Source organism: Pseudomonas sp. 05N433, from assembly GCF_056396925.1.
On sequence record NZ_JBFTML010000010.1, the window covers coordinates 191,463 to 208,139 of the forward strand.

Annotated in this window: 15 protein-coding genes; 5 read left to right on the plus strand and 10 right to left on the minus strand. The window is 60.4% G+C overall.

Going from position 1 to position 16,677, the window contains the following annotated elements:
* Positions 1-128: 128 nt before the first annotated feature.
* A complete protein-coding gene (locus tag AC1DIS_RS07870; RefSeq protein WP_477748448.1) occupies positions 129-1,277 on the minus strand; it encodes an NAD(P)/FAD-dependent oxidoreductase in 1,149 nt (382 codons plus the stop codon).
* Between the two features lie 18 nt (positions 1,278-1,295).
* Positions 1,296-1,463 (minus strand): rubredoxin, encoded by a 168-nt coding sequence (locus AC1DIS_RS07875; protein WP_007896465.1) that lies wholly within the window; start codon positions 1,461-1,463, stop codon positions 1,296-1,298.
* A 200-nt stretch (positions 1,464-1,663) separates the two neighbouring features.
* On the opposite strand from AC1DIS_RS07875, the gene AC1DIS_RS07880 reads away from it, so the two are divergent.
* Both AC1DIS_RS07880 and ubiA read left to right on the plus strand, forming a co-directional pair.
* Positions 1,664-2,227 (plus strand): chorismate--pyruvate lyase family protein, encoded by a 564-nt coding sequence (locus AC1DIS_RS07880; RefSeq protein WP_086945211.1) that lies wholly within the window; start codon positions 1,664-1,666, stop codon positions 2,225-2,227.
* Entirely contained in the window at positions 2,227-3,117 is an 891-nt protein-coding gene (gene ubiA / locus AC1DIS_RS07885) for a 4-hydroxybenzoate octaprenyltransferase (RefSeq protein WP_477780814.1), read from the plus strand. Before AC1DIS_RS07880 ends, ubiA begins: the two co-directional genes overlap by 1 nt.
* Before the next feature lie 77 nt (positions 3,118-3,194).
* On the opposite strand, the gene AC1DIS_RS07890 is transcribed toward ubiA, so the two are convergent.
* The gene (locus AC1DIS_RS07890; protein WP_018927397.1) at positions 3,195-3,578 is read right to left on the minus strand and encodes a COG4315 family predicted lipoprotein; all 384 of its coding nucleotides are present in this window, start codon (positions 3,576-3,578) and stop codon (positions 3,195-3,197) included.
* A 152-nt stretch (positions 3,579-3,730) separates the two neighbouring features.
* On the opposite strand from AC1DIS_RS07890, the gene phoB reads away from it, so the two are divergent.
* The 3 genes from phoB (at position 3,731) to AC1DIS_RS07905 (ending at position 7,246) form a co-directional block, all read left to right on the plus strand.
* Positions 3,731-4,420: a phosphate regulon transcriptional regulator PhoB gene (gene phoB, locus AC1DIS_RS07895; protein WP_007896474.1), complete on the plus strand. Its 690-nt coding sequence runs from the start codon at positions 3,731-3,733 to the stop codon at positions 4,418-4,420.
* Between the two features lie 39 nt (positions 4,421-4,459).
* Positions 4,460-5,782: a phosphate regulon sensor histidine kinase PhoR gene (gene phoR, locus AC1DIS_RS07900; RefSeq protein WP_477780815.1), complete on the plus strand. Its 1,323-nt coding sequence runs from the start codon at positions 4,460-4,462 to the stop codon at positions 5,780-5,782.
* Between the two features lie 123 nt (positions 5,783-5,905).
* Positions 5,906-7,246: a hemolysin family protein gene (locus AC1DIS_RS07905; protein WP_018927395.1), complete on the plus strand. Its 1,341-nt coding sequence runs from the start codon at positions 5,906-5,908 to the stop codon at positions 7,244-7,246.
* Between the two features lie 66 nt (positions 7,247-7,312).
* Here the strand turns inward: AC1DIS_RS07905 and AC1DIS_RS07910 are convergent, their stop codons facing one another.
* The 7 genes from AC1DIS_RS07910 to AC1DIS_RS07940 form a co-directional block, all read right to left on the minus strand.
* On the minus strand, positions 7,313-8,233 hold the full coding sequence (locus tag AC1DIS_RS07910; RefSeq protein WP_018927394.1) for a peptidoglycan DD-metalloendopeptidase family protein: 921 nt from the start codon (positions 8,231-8,233) through the stop codon (positions 7,313-7,315).
* A gap of 200 nt (positions 8,234-8,433) precedes the next feature.
* Positions 8,434-9,378, minus strand: a complete 945-nt coding sequence (locus tag AC1DIS_RS07915; RefSeq protein ID WP_086945212.1) for a response regulator — start codon at positions 9,376-9,378, stop codon at positions 8,434-8,436.
* Positions 9,379-9,559: 181 nt separating this feature from the next.
* On the minus strand, positions 9,560-10,321 hold the full coding sequence (phoU, locus tag AC1DIS_RS07920) for a phosphate signaling complex protein PhoU (protein ID WP_007934507.1): 762 nt from the start codon (positions 10,319-10,321) through the stop codon (positions 9,560-9,562).
* A 71-nt stretch (positions 10,322-10,392) separates the two neighbouring features.
* Positions 10,393-11,226, minus strand: a complete 834-nt coding sequence (gene pstB / locus AC1DIS_RS07925; protein WP_008150054.1) for a phosphate ABC transporter ATP-binding protein PstB — start codon at positions 11,224-11,226, stop codon at positions 10,393-10,395.
* Positions 11,227-11,392: 166 nt separating this feature from the next.
* The gene (pstA, locus tag AC1DIS_RS07930; RefSeq protein ID WP_018927392.1) at positions 11,393-13,063 is read right to left on the minus strand and encodes a phosphate ABC transporter permease PstA; all 1,671 of its coding nucleotides are present in this window, start codon (positions 13,061-13,063) and stop codon (positions 11,393-11,395) included.
* Between the two features lie 15 nt (positions 13,064-13,078).
* Complete coding sequence (locus AC1DIS_RS07935; protein ID WP_172901218.1) at positions 13,079-15,112, minus strand: ABC transporter permease subunit; 2,034 nt, start codon at positions 15,110-15,112, stop codon at positions 13,079-13,081.
* 461 nt (positions 15,113-15,573) lie between these two features.
* Positions 15,574-16,575: a phosphate ABC transporter substrate-binding protein PstS gene (locus AC1DIS_RS07940; RefSeq protein ID WP_018927390.1), complete on the minus strand. Its 1,002-nt coding sequence runs from the start codon at positions 16,573-16,575 to the stop codon at positions 15,574-15,576.
* Positions 16,576-16,677: the final 102 nt, after the last annotated feature.

A 16,677-nucleotide genomic window follows, 5' to 3' on the forward strand; every position in this document is an offset into this window, starting at 1 on the left:
AAGGCGCCGCAGGTGCTCTACTCTGCGGCAGACGGGAATGAGGATGGCATGCGCGCAAGAGCGGCGCCAGTCTCCCCGCGACCTTTGTGGGGGCAAAAACGGGGTGATTCCGACAGAACGACCGGCATTTACGCCAACAGGGCCGGAAGTTCTTTGTTCAGGGCGAGTTTTTCCATCACCGCCGCGCCGGTCAGGGCATAGCCCAGCAATTTGCCGGCGCTGTCGCGGCACAGCACCTTGATGTCCGCGCCCCGCCCTTCGACCGTCCAGACGCCCTCCGCGCCCCGTGGCGGCGGCGAAACCACCAATGGGCAGACCGGGGTTTTCACGGTGATCGGCATCGGGCCGTAACTCACCGCCGTAGGGTTTCCGGCGAGGGTCTGGGCCAGCGCTCTCGCACAGCTCATGAGGGGCATGACGTACAGCAGATTCAGCCCGTCGACCTCGGCGCAATCGCCCAGGGCGTAGATGTTGGCGTGAGAGGTTTTCAGGTGGCGGTCGACCACCACACCACGATTGACCTGCACCCCGGCAGCGGCCGCCAGGTCGATGCGCGGACGCAGACCGATGGCCGACACCACTACGTCGCAAGGGATGACCTGGCCGTCAGACAGATGCGCTTCCAGGCCGTCAGCCACTCGCTGCAAGCGATTGAGCACCGGCCCGAGGTGGAAGCGCGCGCCCAGGCTTTCCAGGCCGGCCTGGACCGCAGCGGCCGCCGCCGGGTGGAGCAAGGTCGGCATGACTTGTTCGCAGGGGGCAACCAGTTGCACTTCGTAGCCACCGAGAATCAGGTCGTTGGCAAATTCGCAGCCAATCAAACCGGCGCCCAGCAGCAGCACCCGACGCTTGCCGGCCGCGGCTGCGCGAAAACGTGCGTAGTCTTCAAGGTCGTTGATCGGGAAAACGGCATCGGCCGCGTCGCCTTCGATCGGCACCCGCACGGTTTCCGCGCCCCAGGCCAGGATCAGGTCGCGATAGATCACCGACTCTTCACCGATCCACAGGCGCTTGTGGCCCGGATCGATGCCGCTGATGCGTGTGTGGGTACGCACTTCGGCCTTCAATTGCTCGGCCATGGCGCCCGGTTCGGCCATGCTCAGGCCATCGGCGTCTTTATTCTTGCCAAAGCCGGTGGAAAGCATCGGCTTGGAGTAGGAGCGCCCATCATCTGCGGTAATCAACAGCAGCGGGGTTTCGCCATCGAGTTTGCGAAACTCCCGGGCCAGATTGTAGCCAGCCAGCCCAGTGCCGACGATCACGACAGGTGCGTTCATTCCTAGCTCCTTGGATGCTTAGTTGATTTCAATCATTTCAAAATCCATTTTGCCCACGCCGCAGTCCGGGCACAGCCAGTCTTCCGGCACGTCCTGCCACGGTGTGCCCGCCGCAATACCGTCGTCCGGCCAGCCTTCGGCTTCGTTATAGATCAGGCCGCAGACCACACATTGCCACTTTTTCATTCAGGTATTTCCTCGGGATTCAGGCTTTTGCCGGCGCGAACGGTCGATAGATGAAGCGTTGCCGTCCGGCTCAGGGCGTTTTGTACTGATCGGGCCCGACAGATGCAAGCCTGTTCGGCGCAACGGCAGGCCGGATCAATCAAACTCGCCGCCTGACATGGTAAGCTCGCCGCCTCATTTGCTGCCAATAATGACTCACTGTGCCGCACTCAAAAGCCCCTTCCCCGACGCCGCTCTGGCTTTCTCAAAGCCAACTGATGCCCCGCCCCGACACGTCTACGCTCGATTGGTTGTTCGATGAAGGGTCACTGACCCGACGCCTGACCCGTTTGTCGAATGACGGTTTCAGCGTCACGCCGCTGTTCGAAGGCTGGCAATCGCTGCGCGCCGACGAATGTGCCGCGCTGGAGCTGGCCGAAGGCAGCGAAGGCTGGGTGCGCGAGGTGTATCTGCGCGGCCACGGTGAAGCTTGGGTGTTTGCCCGCAGCGTGGCGGCGCGTAGCGCGCTGCAGGGCGACGGATTGCATATGGATGAGCTGGGTAGCCGTTCTCTGGGTGAATTGCTGTTTTGCGATCAGGCATTTCAGCGCCGGGCCATCGAGGTTTGTCACTATCCTCAAGCGTGGTTGCCGATGGAGGCTCAAGCACCTGAACTGTGGGCCCGGCGCTCGCGTTTCGACCGTGGCGCCCTGAGCGTGCTGGTGGCCGAGGTTTTCCTGCCGACCCTGTGGAGCGCCGCCCGCGCGCATCCGGAGAACTGCTGATGTACCAGAACCTGCTCAAGTCTCTGAACCGCGTGAATCCTCGGGCCTGGGATTTCATTCAGCTGACCCGCATGGACAAGCCGATCGGCATTTACCTGCTGCTGTGGCCGACATTGTGGGCACTGTGGATTGCCGGTGAAGGTTCGCCGTCACTGGCCAATATCGTGATTTTCGTGCTCGGTGTGGTACTGACCCGTGCCGGCGGTTGCGTGATCAACGACTGGGCGGACCGCAAGGTCGATGGCCATGTGAAACGCACCGAGCAACGGCCGCTGGTGAGCGGCAAGATCAGCTCCAAAGAAGCCTTGGTGTTCTTCGCGGTGCTGATGGGTGTGAGCTTCTTGCTGGTGCTGTGCACCAACGCGGCGACGGTCTGGCTGTCGCTGGGCGGTTTGGCCCTGGCCTTCACTTACCCGTTCATGAAGCGCTACACCTATTACCCACAAGTGRTGCTGGGCGCGGCGTTCTCCTGGGGCATGCCGATGGCGTTCACTGCCGAGACCGGTGAGTTGCCGGCGACAGCCTGGTTGCTGTGGATCGCCAACTTGCTGTGGACCGTGGGCTACGACACCTATTACGCCATGACCGACCGCGACGATGACCTGAAGATCGGGGTGAAATCCACCGCGATCCTGTTTGGCGATGCCGACCGGGTGATCATTCTGACCTTGCAAGGCCTGGCGCTGGGCTGCCTGTTGCTGGCTGGCTCGAAATTCCATCTCGGTGGCTGGTTCCACCTTGGGTTGCTGGTGGCGGCAGGCTGCTTTGCGTGGGAGTTCTGGTACACCCGCAGCAAAGACCGGATGCGTTGCTTCCAGGCGTTTTTGCATAACCACTGGGCGGGGTTGGCGATTTTTGTGGGGATTGTGCTGGATTACGCATTACGTTGACTGCGATTGATCTGTAGCAGCTGCCGAACTCAGGCTTCGCCAGCTGCTACAGACTGTTTACAGGGCAGGCAAATCACTTACTTGTGTTCGCCAATCACGTGCCACATTTTCATCATGCCGTCGCCTTTCATGTCTCCCGGCTTGCTGTCCATTTTGTAGGTGTACATTGGCTTGCCGTCGTAAGTCCATTGCATTGTGCCGTCGTCACGCTTGATCGGCTTCCATTCACCCATGGGCTTGGCATCCATCGGAGCCATCATCGGCGGCCAGTTCTTCGCACACTCACCCATGCACATCGACTTGCCGTCCTTGTCCTTGTCAAAGGTATACAAGGTCATACCCTTCTGATCGACCATCATGCCGCCTTTCATCATGGCGGGTTCTGCCGCAAAGGCCAGGGACGGCAGCGTTAACGCAGCCGTGACCAGCAGGACCTTCCAGGATTTAGCAATGTGATTCATGGAAACCTTCCTTTTGTGGTTGTCAGGATTCGGAATTAGAGCTTAGTTCAGGATCGCGACAATCGCAGGCCGGCTAAAATACTGTCACACGACTGCAATAATTCCGTTATCTAATGCGGCGCAAGACAGTTAAATGACAAGAGGATTAAGGCATGGTTGGCAGGAGCATTCTGATCGTCGACGACGAAGCGCCCATTCGCGAAATGATCGCCGTTGCGTTGGAAATGGCCGGCTATGACTGCCTGGAGGCGGAGAACTCCCAGCAGGCCCATGCCATTATCGTCGACCGCAAACCGGACCTGATTCTGCTCGACTGGATGCTGCCCGGCACTTCCGGCATCGAGTTGGCCCGCCGCCTCAAGCGCGACGAACTGACCGGGGATATCCCGATCATCATGCTCACCGCCAAGGGCGAAGAGGACAACAAGATCCAGGGCCTGGAAGTCGGCGCCGACGACTACATCACCAAACCATTTTCACCCCGTGAGCTGGTGGCACGCCTCAAAGCCGTGCTGCGTCGCGCCGGCCCGACCGATGGCGAAGCGCCGATCGAAGTCGGCGGCCTGCTGCTGGACCCGATCAGCCACCGCGTGACCATCGACGGCAAACCTGCCGAGATGGGCCCCACCGAGTACCGCTTGCTGCAATTTTTCATGACCCACCAGGAACGCGCCTACACCCGCGGCCAGTTGCTGGATCAGGTCTGGGGCGGCAATGTCTACGTCGAAGAGCGCACTGTCGACGTGCACATCCGTCGCCTGCGCAAAGCCCTCGGCGATGCCTACGAAAATCTGGTACAAACCGTGCGCGGCACCGGCTACCGGTTTTCCACCAAGGCCTGAGCCGGCCGCCAGCCTCGCTGACAAGGACGCATATTTTCCGTGAACCAAAACTGGCATGGCACCCTGATTCGCCACATGCTGTTGCTGGTCACCGCCTGCCTGGTGATCGGCCTGATTTCCGGCTACTACGGCTGGAGTCTCGCCGTGGGCCTGGGTGTTTACCTGGCCTGGACCCTCAAACAGCTGCTGCGCCTGCACGAATGGCTGCGCCTGCACCAACCCGATGAAGCACCGCCCGACGGCTATGGCCTGTGGGGCGAAGTGTTCGACAGCATCTATCACCTGCAACGCCGCGACCAACGGGTACGCGGGCGCCTGCAAGCGGTGATCGACCGGGTCCAGGAATCCACTGCCGCGCTGAAAGACGCAGTGATCATGCTCGACAGCGACGGCAACCTTGAGTGGTGGAACCGCGCCGCCGAAACCCTGCTCGGCCTCAAGACTCCTCAGGACAGCGGCCAGCCGGTGACCAACCTGGTGCGCCATCCGCGTTTCAAGGAATACTTCGAGCAGGACAACTACGCCGAACCATTGGAGATTCCGTCGCCGATCAATGATCGCCTGCGCATTCAGCTGTACATCACCCGCTACGGCAACAACGAGCACTTGATGCTGGTGCGCGACGTGACGCGTATCCATCAGCTGGAGCAGATGCGCAAAGACTTCATCGCCAACGTGTCCCACGAGCTGCGCACGCCCCTGACGGTGATTTGCGGCTACCTGGAAACCCTGCTCGATAACGTCGAGGACGTGAATCCGCGCTGGACCCGTGCCCTACAGCAAATGCAGCAGCAAGGCGGGCGCATGCAGACCTTGCTTAACGATTTGCTGCTGCTGGCCAAACTGGAAGCCACCGATTACCCATCGGACAACCAACCAGTGTCCATCGATAGCCTGCTGCAATCGATCAAGAGCGACGCCCAGCAGCTGTCGGGTCAGAAAAATCAGCGCATCACCCTGGAAGCCGACCCGACGATTCTGCTCAAGGGCAGTGAAGCCGAACTGCGCAGTGCGTTTTCCAATCTGGTGTTCAACGCGGTGAAATACACCCCGGCCGAAGGCAATATCCGCATTCGCTGGTGGGGCGACGAGCAAGGTGCACACCTGAGCGTGCAGGATTCGGGAATCGGTATCGACAGCAAACACCTGCCGCGCCTGACCGAACGCTTCTACCGCGTCGATTCCAGCCGCAATTCCAACACCGGCGGCACCGGGCTGGGGCTGGCCATCGTCAAGCACGTGTTGCTGYGCCACCGGGCACGCATGGAAATCAGCAGTGTGCCGGGGCATGGCAGCACGTTTACCTGCCATTTCGCGCCGGCCCAGGTCACCAAATCCCGCGTGATCAGCGCCGCGGACTGATACCGACTAGCACTCGCCACTAGGCAATCGATCAGTCAGCCGCTACATTGGCTGACTTGTGCCTGCCCTTCAGGCACTGCATTTCCCCCTTTTTTGAATACACGGAACCCGCAAAACTCCATCATGGACCCTTCCCCTGGCTTGACCCTCGCAACAATATTCGCCGACTTCGGCATGATTCTTTTTGCTCTGATCCTGGTTTTGCTCAACGGCTTTTTCGTTGCGGCAGAGTTTGCCATGGTCAAACTGCGCTCGACCCGGGTCGAAGCCATCGCTGAACAGCACGGCTGGCGCGGGCACATCCTGCGCACCGTACACAGTCAGCTCGATGCTTACCTGTCAGCGTGCCAACTGGGTATCACCCTCGCCTCTCTGGGTCTGGGCTGGGTCGGCGAACCGGCGTTCGCGCACCTCCTGGAGCCTGTGCTGAGTGCCGTGGGTGTAGATTCCGCTGAAGTGGTCAAGGCAGTTTCGTTCTTCACGGCGTTCTTCATCATTTCGTACCTGCACATCGTGGTCGGTGAGCTGGCACCAAAATCCTGGGCCATCCGCAAACCCGAGTTGCTGTCGCTGTGGACGGCGGTGCCGCTGTACTTGTTCTACTGGGCCATGTACCCGGCCATCTACCTGCTCAACGCCAGCGCCAACCAGATTCTGCGCATCGCCGGGCAAGGTGAGCCCGGCCCGCACCACGAGCACCATTACAGCCGCGAAGAACTGAAACTGATCCTGCACTCCAGCCGTGGCCAGGACCCAAGCGACCAAGGCATGCGCGTACTGGCCTCGGCGGTGGAAATGGGCGAGCTGGAAGTGGTCGACTGGGCCAACTCCCGGGAAGACCTGGTCACCCTCGAGTTCAACGCTCCGCTCAAGGAAATCCTGGCGTTGTTCCGTCGCCACAAGTTCAGCCGCTACCCGGTGTACGACAGCGAGCGCAAGGAGTTCGTCGGCCTGCTGCACATCAAGGATCTGCTGCTGGAACTGGCCGCCCTTGATCACATTCCCGAGTCGTTCAACCTCGCCGAACTGACCCGACCACTGGAGCGCGTATCGCGGCACATGCCGCTGTCGCAACTGCTGGAGCAGTTCCGCAAGGGCGGCTCGCACTTCGCCTTGGTCGAGGAAGCCGACGGCAACATCATCGGCTACCTGACCATGGAAGACGTGCTGGAAGTGCTGGTGGGCGACATTCAGGACGAACACCGCAAGGCTGAACGCGGGATCCTCGCGTATCAGCCGGGCAAGCTGCTGGTGCGGGGCGATACGCCGCTGTTCAAGGTGGAACGCCTGCTGGGCATCGACCTGGACCACATCGAAGCCGAAACCCTCGCCGGGCTGGTCTACGAAACCCTGAAACGGGTGCCCGAAGAGGAAGAAGTGCTGGAAGTCGAAGGTTTGCGGATCATCATCAAAAAGATGAAAGGGCCGAAGATCATATTGGCCAAGGTGTTGATGCTGGACTGAGCCACGCCCTTGTAGGAGCCGGCTTGCTGGCGATCAGGAGCGCTGCGGTGTCTCTGTTATACCGCGTTATCGTTCATCGCCAGCAAGCCGGCTCCTACTGCCCAACGCAAAGTTGGGCAACGCCCCCACCGGTTGATTGAACTGGTACGGAATGGACACCAGGCCCAACCCGGTATTGCGCTGCACCACGAAGTGCAGGTGCGGGCCGCTGCTGTTGCCGGTGTTGCCCGACAGCGCCAGCGCACTGCCCACCACTACCCGCTGACCTTCCCGTACGCAGACTGAACCTTTCTTGAGGTGCAGGTACACGCCCATGGTCCCGTCATCGTGCAACACCCGCACGAAATTGCCCGATGGATCGTTGCCGCGCCCGGTCTGGCCATTCTCGGTTTTCACCACCACCCCGCCGCGCGCCGCGATGATCGGCGTGCCTTCGGGCATGGCGATATCCATCGCGTAACGGTTCTTCGGTCCGTAGTGGCTGTATTGGCCATTGGGGCCCTGGGTCAGCCGAAACGGACCGCCACGCCAGGGCAACGGATATCGATAGGCCATGGCAGCCCCTGAGGGGTCGCCCAGGAAATATGCGAACCTTGGGTTATACACGATCGGCCTTCCGGCCTTCGTCGGCGTGAGCAGGGCCAGACGAAGGTTACTGCGCGCCGGCATCACCCGCCGGATCGGTCGGCTCGGCGCTCCGCTGACGTTCTGCAGTCTGTCGAAACTCAGCTCGATCTCGACCGGCGCATACAGGTCGTTGCGCACGAACACGCTGTCCATGCCATTCAGCCTCTTGATGTCGAGGTACACCTGCCGCTCAAGGTGTTCGACCATTCGGTCGCGAAAAACGAACACCTTCGCGCCTTTGGTGGGGCGGTCGCTGTAAGAGACCACGCCACTGGCATCAGTGGACTTATAGATCGTCATGGCCACAGCCGAGGTGGAGGCCATGAAAAGACCACAGAAAAACAGCAGGCGCGCGAGCATGGGCAAAATTCTGTTGAGTAGGCCTGGGAAGGAGCCTAGCAGCAGAAATGGACCTGCGTTGTCGACAGATGTTTCAAATGATCATTCCCACGCTCTGCCTGGGAATGCAGCACGGGACGCTCTGCGTCCCATCCGAAGCGGACGTGGAGCGTCCGGGGAGGTATTCCCACGCAGAGCGTGGGAACGATCAGCGGTACACGTTACGCACCCGGTACGAAGTGCTTCTGCGCGGTGCCACGGGCGATCAGGCGGGAGATGTAGTCGAGCTTCTGTGCATCCTGGTCGACAAAGCGGAACGTCAGTTGCAGCCACTCGCTGTCCGGCTTCGGCTCGTGGGCGACGATGGCGTGCAAGTAGCCGTTAAGACGGGCAGTTTCGGCATTGTCGCCCTGCTCCAGGTCGAGTACGGCGTTGTCGAGGACTTGCGGCAAGGTGTCGGTGCGTTTCACCACCAGCAGCGCTTCCTTGATGCTCAAGGCCTTGATCACGCATTGCTGTGTGCCGCTCGACAGGCGCAGTTGGCCTTGGCCACGACCGCCAGCTGATGCGGAGGCAGGCGCCTTGACCGGTGGATTGTTGAGCAGGCCGCGAGACGGCGCCGCAGCCGGGGCTGGCGCGGCGGCGGCAGGTTTGGCAAACGGGTTGACCGCTGCAGCCGAGGGTGCGACTACCGCCGCTTTGCCACCGGTCAATGCGCTCAGGGAATCGTTGCCGAACGCCGAGTTCATTTTGGTCGGCGCGCTGTTCATCAAGGTATCGAGCTTGCCGACCTTGTTCAGGGCCTGCTTGACCTTGGTCAACAGCTGCTCGTTGGTGAATGGCTTGCTGACGTAGCCGGAAACCCCGGCCTGGATCGCCTGGACCACGTTTTCTTTATCGCCACGGCTGGTCACCATCACGAACGGCATGGTCTTGAGGTTGTCCTGCTCACGGCACCAGGTCAGCAACTCCAGACCGGACATTTCCGGCATTTCCCAGTCGCACAGAACCAGGTCGAACGCTTCCTTGGCCAGCATGGCCTGGGCCTTTTTACCGTTGACTGCATCTTCGGTCCGGATCCCCGGGAAGTAGTTGCGCAGGCACTTTTTTACCAGGTCACGAATGAACGACGCATCGTCCACGACCAACACACTGATCTTGCTCATCCAACACCCCTTTAAAAATCCCGGCAAGCATAACGCTGGCTGATGGCACTTTGCCAAAACTCTTCAGTCACGCCGGGACTTTTCGTTCGCGGGTGCTGCTTTTCAATTCGGCTTTTCAGTTCAAAAGCCACACAAACAAAAACGCCCGGCCAAGAGGCCGGGCGCTTTTTCTTGGGCAACCTTACTTATCGTCAGCTTTGTCCGGAACATTAGCGGTTTCGGCACTTGTGCCTTCCACTTCTTCCTTCATGCGCTTGAGGCCCAGGTGACGCACGTCGGTGCCGCGCACCAGGTAAATCACCAGTTCCGAGATATTGCGCGCGTGGTCGCCGATTCGCTCAAGGGAACGCAGCACCCAGATAATGCTCAAGACACGCGAGATAGAGCGTGGATCTTCCATCATGTAGGTGGCGAGTTCGCGCAGCGCGGTCTTGTATTCGCGGTCGATGATCTTGTCGTACTGCGCCACCGACAGCGCCAGGTCGGCGTCGAAGCGGGCAAATGCGTCCAGGGCATCGCGAACCATGTTGCGCACCTGGTCGCCGATGTGGCGAACCTCGACATAACCGCGCGGCGCTTCGCCTTCTTCACACAACTGAATGGCGCGACGGGCGATCTTGGTGGCTTCGTCGCCGATACGCTCGAGGTCGATCACCGATTTGGAGATGCTGATGATCAGACGCAAGTCCGACGCCGCCGGCTGACGACGGGCCAGAATGCGCAGGCATTCTTCGTCGATGTTGCGTTCCATCTGGTTGATCTGGTCGTCGACCTCGCGCACTTGCTGGGCCAGGCCGGAATCGGCCTCGATCAGCGCGGTGACCGCGTCGTTGACCTGCTTCTCGACCAGCCCGCCCATGGCCAGGAGGTGGCTGCGCACTTCCTCGAGCTCAGCGTTGAACTGCTGGGAGATGTGATGGGTAAGGCCTTCTTTACTAATCATGTTGGCGTCCTTGGAGCGTCCGGTAAGGTGCGGTGGGCCGCAGCGTCAGTTCAGTGAGCAACAACAGCTTCCTAGCCGTAACGACCGGTGATGTAGTCTTCGGTCTGCTTCTTCGCCGGATTGGTGAACAGGGTGTCGGTGTCGCCGAACTCCACCAGTTTGCCCATATACATGAACGCCGTGTAGTCGGAAACCCGCGCGGCCTGTTGCATGTTGTGGGTCACGATAACAATGGTGAACTTGGATTTCAGTTCGTAGATCAGCTCTTCGACTTTCAGCGTGGAGATCGGGTCGAGTGCCGAGCACGGTTCGTCGAGCAGCAGCACTTCCGGCTCCACGGCGATGGTGCGGGCAATCACCAGACGTTGCTGCTGACCACCGGACAGACCGAGTGCCGACTCGTGCAGACGATCCTTGACTTCATCCCACAGCGCCGCGCCTTTCAACGCCCACTCGACGGCTTCGTCGAGGATGCGCTTTTTGTTTATGCCCTGGATGCGCAAGCCGTAAACCACGTTTTCATAGATGGTTTTCGGGAACGGGTTGGGCTTCTGGAACACCATGCCGACGCGACGACGCAGCTCGGCCACGTCCTCGCCCTTGCGGTAGATGTTGTTGCCGTAGAGGTTGATCGCGCCTTCGACGCGGCAGCCATCCACCAGGTCGTTCATGCGGTTGAAAGTGCGCAACAGCGTGGACTTGCCACAGCCGGACGGGCCGATGAAGGCGGTCACGCGCTGTTTCGGGATGTTCATGCTGACGTCATACAGCGCTTGTTTGTCGCCGTAGAACAGGCTCAACCCCGGCACTTCGATGGCCACGGTTTCCTGCTCGAGACTCAGGCTCTGTTTGTCGCGGCCCAGGGCCGACATGTTGATGCCGTGAGTGTGTGCTTCGTGCTGCATGGGAGGCTCCCTGTGCTAACAAATTCGGTTCGGGACCGCAGGCCAGGCCCGCGGTTACGCAATTCTTTGTAGGAGCCGGCTTGCTGGCGATGCAGACAACTCGGTCCCGCAGGCTCACCGCGGTGATGCCTTCGCCAGCAAGCCGGCTCCTACAGTTCGGTGTTGATCAGCTATCCAGCGCCTTGTACTTCTCGCGCAGGTGGTTACGGATATAAACGGCCGACAGGTTCAATGTCGCGATCACCAGCACCAGCAGCAGCGCCGTGGCATACACCAGCGGCCGCGCGGCTTCTACGTTCGGGCTCTGGAAGCCGACGTCATAAATGTGGAAGCCCAGGTGCATGATCTTCTGGTCCAGGTGCAGGTACGGGTAGTTGCCATCCAGCGGCAGCGACGGTGCCAGTTTCACTACACCCACCAGCATCAGCGGCGCCACTTCACCGGCGGCGCGGGCCACGGCGAGGATCATGCCGGTCATCATTGCCGGGCTGGCCATCGGCAGCACGATCTTCCACAAGGTCTCGGCCTTGGTCGCGCCGAGGGCCAACGAGCCTTCGCGTACGGTGCGAGGAATCCGCGCCAGGCCTTCTTCGGTGGCCACGATCACCACCGGCACAGCCAGCAGGGCCAAGGTCAACGAAGCCCACAACAGACCCGGCGTACCGAAGGTCGGCGCCGGCAAGGCTTCGGGGAAGAACAACCGGTCGATCGAGCCGCCCAGTACATAAACGAAGAAGCCCAGGCCGAACACGCCGTAAACGATCGCCGGTACGCCCGCCAGGTTGTTCACCGCAATACGGATCACTCGGGTCAGGGTGTTCTGCTTGGCGTATTCACGCAGGTAGACCGCCGCCAGCACTCCGAACGGAGTGACGATCATCGCCATGATCAAGGTCATCATCACGGTGCCGAAAATCGCCGGGAAGATCCCGCCTTCGGTGTTGGCTTCGCGCGGGTCATCACTGAGGAATTCCCAGACCTTGCTGAAGTAGAAGCCCACCTTGGTAAAGGTGCTCATGGCGTTCGGCTGATAGGCGTGAACCACTTTGCCGATGCCGATCTCGACCTCTTTACCGTTCGCGTCACGAGCCGTCAGGCTGTCACGGTTGAACTGCTTGTGCAGGTCGTTCAGACGCGCTTCGATTTCCTGATAACGGGCATTCAGCTCGGCGCGCTCAGACTCCAGGTCCGCCTGTGCGGTAGCGTCGAGACGGCCGGCCAATTCCAGCTTGCGACCGTGCAGACGAACACGTTCGAGACCGGCGTTGATCGCGCCGATGTCGGTTTTTTCCAAGCTCTTGAGCTGCCCAGCCAACTGGTTGACGCGATCGACACGGGCCTGCAACTCAGGCCATGCGGCTTCGCCTTCAGCGACGACCTTGCCGTCCTCTTTAACGTTGACCAGATAGCCGTAGAAGTTGCCCCACTCGCGACGCTCGATGGTCATCAGCTCTGGCGGGGTTTTCTGGTTGGTCAGCCACTCGCCGACAATCCAGGTGAAGTCCGTGCCGTTCAGATCACGGTTGCCGACTTTGATCAGCTCGCGAGTCATGAACTCCGGGCCCTGATCGGGCACTGGCAGGCCAGCGGTTTTCAGGCGCTCGCGTGGCACTTCTTCCTTCTGCACCACTTCGCCGATGACCAGGTGGTTGGCCTGGCCCGGCACGTCGTAATTGGCGTGGATCAGGTCCGCCGGCCAGAAGTGCCCCAGACCGCGCACGGCAATCACCGCCAGCAGGCCAATGGTCATGATGACCGCAATGGACACCGCGCCGCCGCTGATCCAGACGCCGGGGGCGCCGCTCTTGAACCATCCATTCAGGGAGTTCTGTTTCACAGACTTCTACCTTTGTTAAAGCGACGAGTATTTCTTGCGCAGACGCTGACGAATCAGTTCCGCGAGGGTGTTCATGATGAAGGTGAACAACAGCAGCACCAGCGCCGAGAGGAACAGCACGCGGTAGTGGCTGCCGCCGACTTCCGATTCGGGCATTTCCACCGCGACGTTGGCTGCCAGTGTGCGCAGGCCTTCGAACAGGTTCATTTCCATGACCGGGGTGTTACCGGTGGCCATCAGCACGATCATGGTTTCACCGACCGCACGGCCCATGCCGATCATCAGCGCCGAGAAGATGCCCGGGCTGGCGGTGAGGATCACCACGCGAGTCATGGTCTGCCACGGCGTGGCGCCAAGGGCCAGGGAGCCGAGGGTCAGGCCGCGCGGCACGCTGAACACGGCGTCTTCGGCGATCGAGTAGATGTTCGGGATGACTGCAAAGCCCATGGCCAGGCCGACCACCAGAGCGTTGCGCTGGTCGTAGGTGATGCCCAGGTCGTGGGAGATCCACATACGCATGTCACCGCCGAAGAACCAGGCTTCCATGTACGGGCTCATGTACAGCGACAGCCAGCCCACGAACAGAATCACCGGAATCAGGATCGCGCTTTCCCAGCCGTCCGGCACTTTCAGGCGGATCGACTCAGGCAGGCGACTGAAGACGAAACCGGCCACCAGAATGCCGATCGGCAGGAGCATCAGCAGGCTGAAGATGCCCGGCAAATGCCCTTCTACATACGGTGCGAGGAACAGGCCGGCGAAGAAGCCGAGGATCACCGTCGGCATCGCTTCCATCAGCTCGATCACCGGCTTGACCTTGCGACGCATGCCCGGGGCCATGAAGTACGCGGTGTAGATCGCCGCGGCGACGGCCAGGGGCGCGGCCAGCAGCATGGCGTAGAACGCGGCTTTCAGGGTACCGAAGGTCAGCGGCGAGAGGCTCAGCTTGGGTTCGAAGTCGGTGTTGGCGGCGGTCGATTGCCAGACGTATTTAGGCTCGTCGTAGTTCTCGTACCAGACCTTGCTCCACAACGCGCTCCAGGAAACTTCCGGGTGCGGGTTGTCGAGCAGCAACGGTTGCAGCTTGCCGCCTTGCTCCACGATCACGCGGTTGGCCCGTGGCGACAGGCCGAACAGGCCTTGGCCGTCGACCACCTGATCCACCAGCAAAGTGCGGTGCGCGGTGCTGTGGAACACGCCGAGCTTGCCGGACGCATCAAGGGCAACGAAGCCTTTTCGACGTTCTTCGGCGGTGATTTCAACAATCGGCGCAGCGCCCATCTGGAAGGTGCGGATTTGCTTCAGGCGCAGTTCGCCATCGTGATCGCGAGCCATGAACCACTGGGCGAGACCGCCCTTGGAGTCGCCGAGGATCAGTGAGATACCACCCACCAGCTGGGTGCTGGCGGTAATCTCGGCATCGCCGTCTTCGAGCAATTTGTAGCGACCGTTGAGACTCTTGTCGCGCAGGCTGAAAACGTCAGCCTGAGCACGACCGTTGACCACGTACAGCCACTGCTGACGCGGGTCGACGAAGATGTTCTTCACTGGCTCGGTCATTTGCGGCAGGTCGATACGTTTCTGCTCGTTGGTGACTTCGCCGGTCATCATGTTTTCTTCGCTGGTCAGCGACATGACATGCAGTTGCGCACCAGTGGAGCCAGCCAGCAGCAGGGTCGAATCGGTGGCATTGAGGCTGACGTGCTCCAGAGCGCCGCCCGCCTCGTTCAGCACGATTGGCGTTTCGCCGTACGGGTATTCGATGGCCGGCGAGATGGTTTTCTTGCCGTCCGGGTAGCTGACTTTATAGGTGTGACGGAACACCAGCACCTGACCGTTGGACAACCCCACTGCGACCAATGGATGGCCGGGTTGATCTTCACCGATGGAGGTCACGCTGGTACCGGCCGGGATCGGCAGGTCGACACGGCGCAGTTCGGCGCCGCTATCGATATCAAAGAATAGCGCCTGGCCCTTGTCGGAAACCCGCATGGCCACCTGGTTCTGTTCTTCAAGGGAGATCATCAGCGGCTTGCCGGCGTCTTGCATCCAGGCGGGCGTGATGGCGTCTTTGGCGGTCAGATCAGCCCCCTGGAACAGCGGCGCGACAACATAACCGAGGAAGAAGAAGATCAGGGTGATCGCGCCCAGGACGGCGAGGCCGCCGACAAGCACATACCAACGGGTCAGGCGATCTTTCAGCGCACGAATACGGCGCTTGCGGTGCAGCTCAGGCGTATTGAAGTCAATTCGCTTGGGGGGATTTGTAGTCATGGTGGAATTGGCCAGATCATTCATGCGCACACCCTAGCGATCCTGTATGACAGAAAGATGACAATGCAGTGACGCAACAAATCCGCCGCCAGTGGAAACTGGCAGTGGATCGGAAATTTGGGGGGCCGGGTTGCCAGCGTGGCAACCCTGAGCCTTTGCAGGAGCGAGCGATGCGGCGATTCCTTCGCGGGCAAGCTTCGCTCCTGCAGGTCCGGGTTTACCCCGGACCTAGGGTTTTACTTTTTTGCGACTTCAGCGCCGCCTTCCGCCAGACCCAGGTCAGCCAGTGCTTTTGCAGCAACCTTGGCTGGCAGTGGGATGTAGCCGTCTTTCACTACAACTTCCTGGCCCTGCTTGGACAGAACCAGTTTCACGAACTCGGCTTCCAGCGGGGCCAGAGGCTTGTTCGGGGCCTTGTTGACATATACGTAGAGGAAACGCGACAGCGGGTATTTACCGTTCAGGGCGTTTTCTTCGCTGTCTTCGATGAAGTCAGTGCTGCCTTTCTTGGCCAGGGCCACGGTCTTCACGCTGGCGGTCTTGTAGCCGATGCCCGAGTAACCGATGCCGTTCAGCGAGGAGCTGATCGACTGCACGACCGAAGCCGAACCTGGTTGTTCGTTGACGTTTGGCTTGTAGTCGCCTTTGCACAGGGCTTCTTCTTTGAAGTAGCCATAAGTGCCGGATACCGAGTTACGGCCGAACAGTTGTACTGGCTTGTTGGCCAGGTCGCCGGTCACACCCAGGTCGCCCCAGGTTTTCACATCAGCTTTGGCGCCGCACAGACGAGTCGAGGAGAAGATCGCGTCGACTTGTTCCATGGTCAGGTGCTGGATCGGGTTGTCTTTGTGTACGAAGACCGCCAGGGCGTCCACGGCCACCGGGATAGCGGTTGGCTTGTAGCCGTACTTCTGCTCGAAGGCCGCCAGTTCGGTGTCCTTCATCTTGCGGCTCATCGGGCCCAGGTTGGAGGTGCCTTCAGTCAGCGCAGGTGGCGCGGTGGCAGAGCCAGCGGCCTGAATCTGGATGTTTACGTTCGGGTATTCTTTTTTGTAGTTCTCAGCCCACAGGGTCATGAGGTTGGCCAGGGTATCGGAGCCGACGCTGGACAGGTTGCCCGACACACCAGTGGTCTTGGTGTAGCTCGGGATAGCAGGGTCAACAGCGGCAACCGCGTTGGCAGTCGCAACGCCAGCAGCGACAAAAGTCATTGCCGCCATCAAACGCTTCAGTTTCATGCCTTACTCCTAGCAGATAGGGTGTGTTAAGTCGGGGCCAAGTATCAGCAGGCCGTGTGAACACTCTATGGCTGAAATATGACAATTGGATGAAAGGCCAGT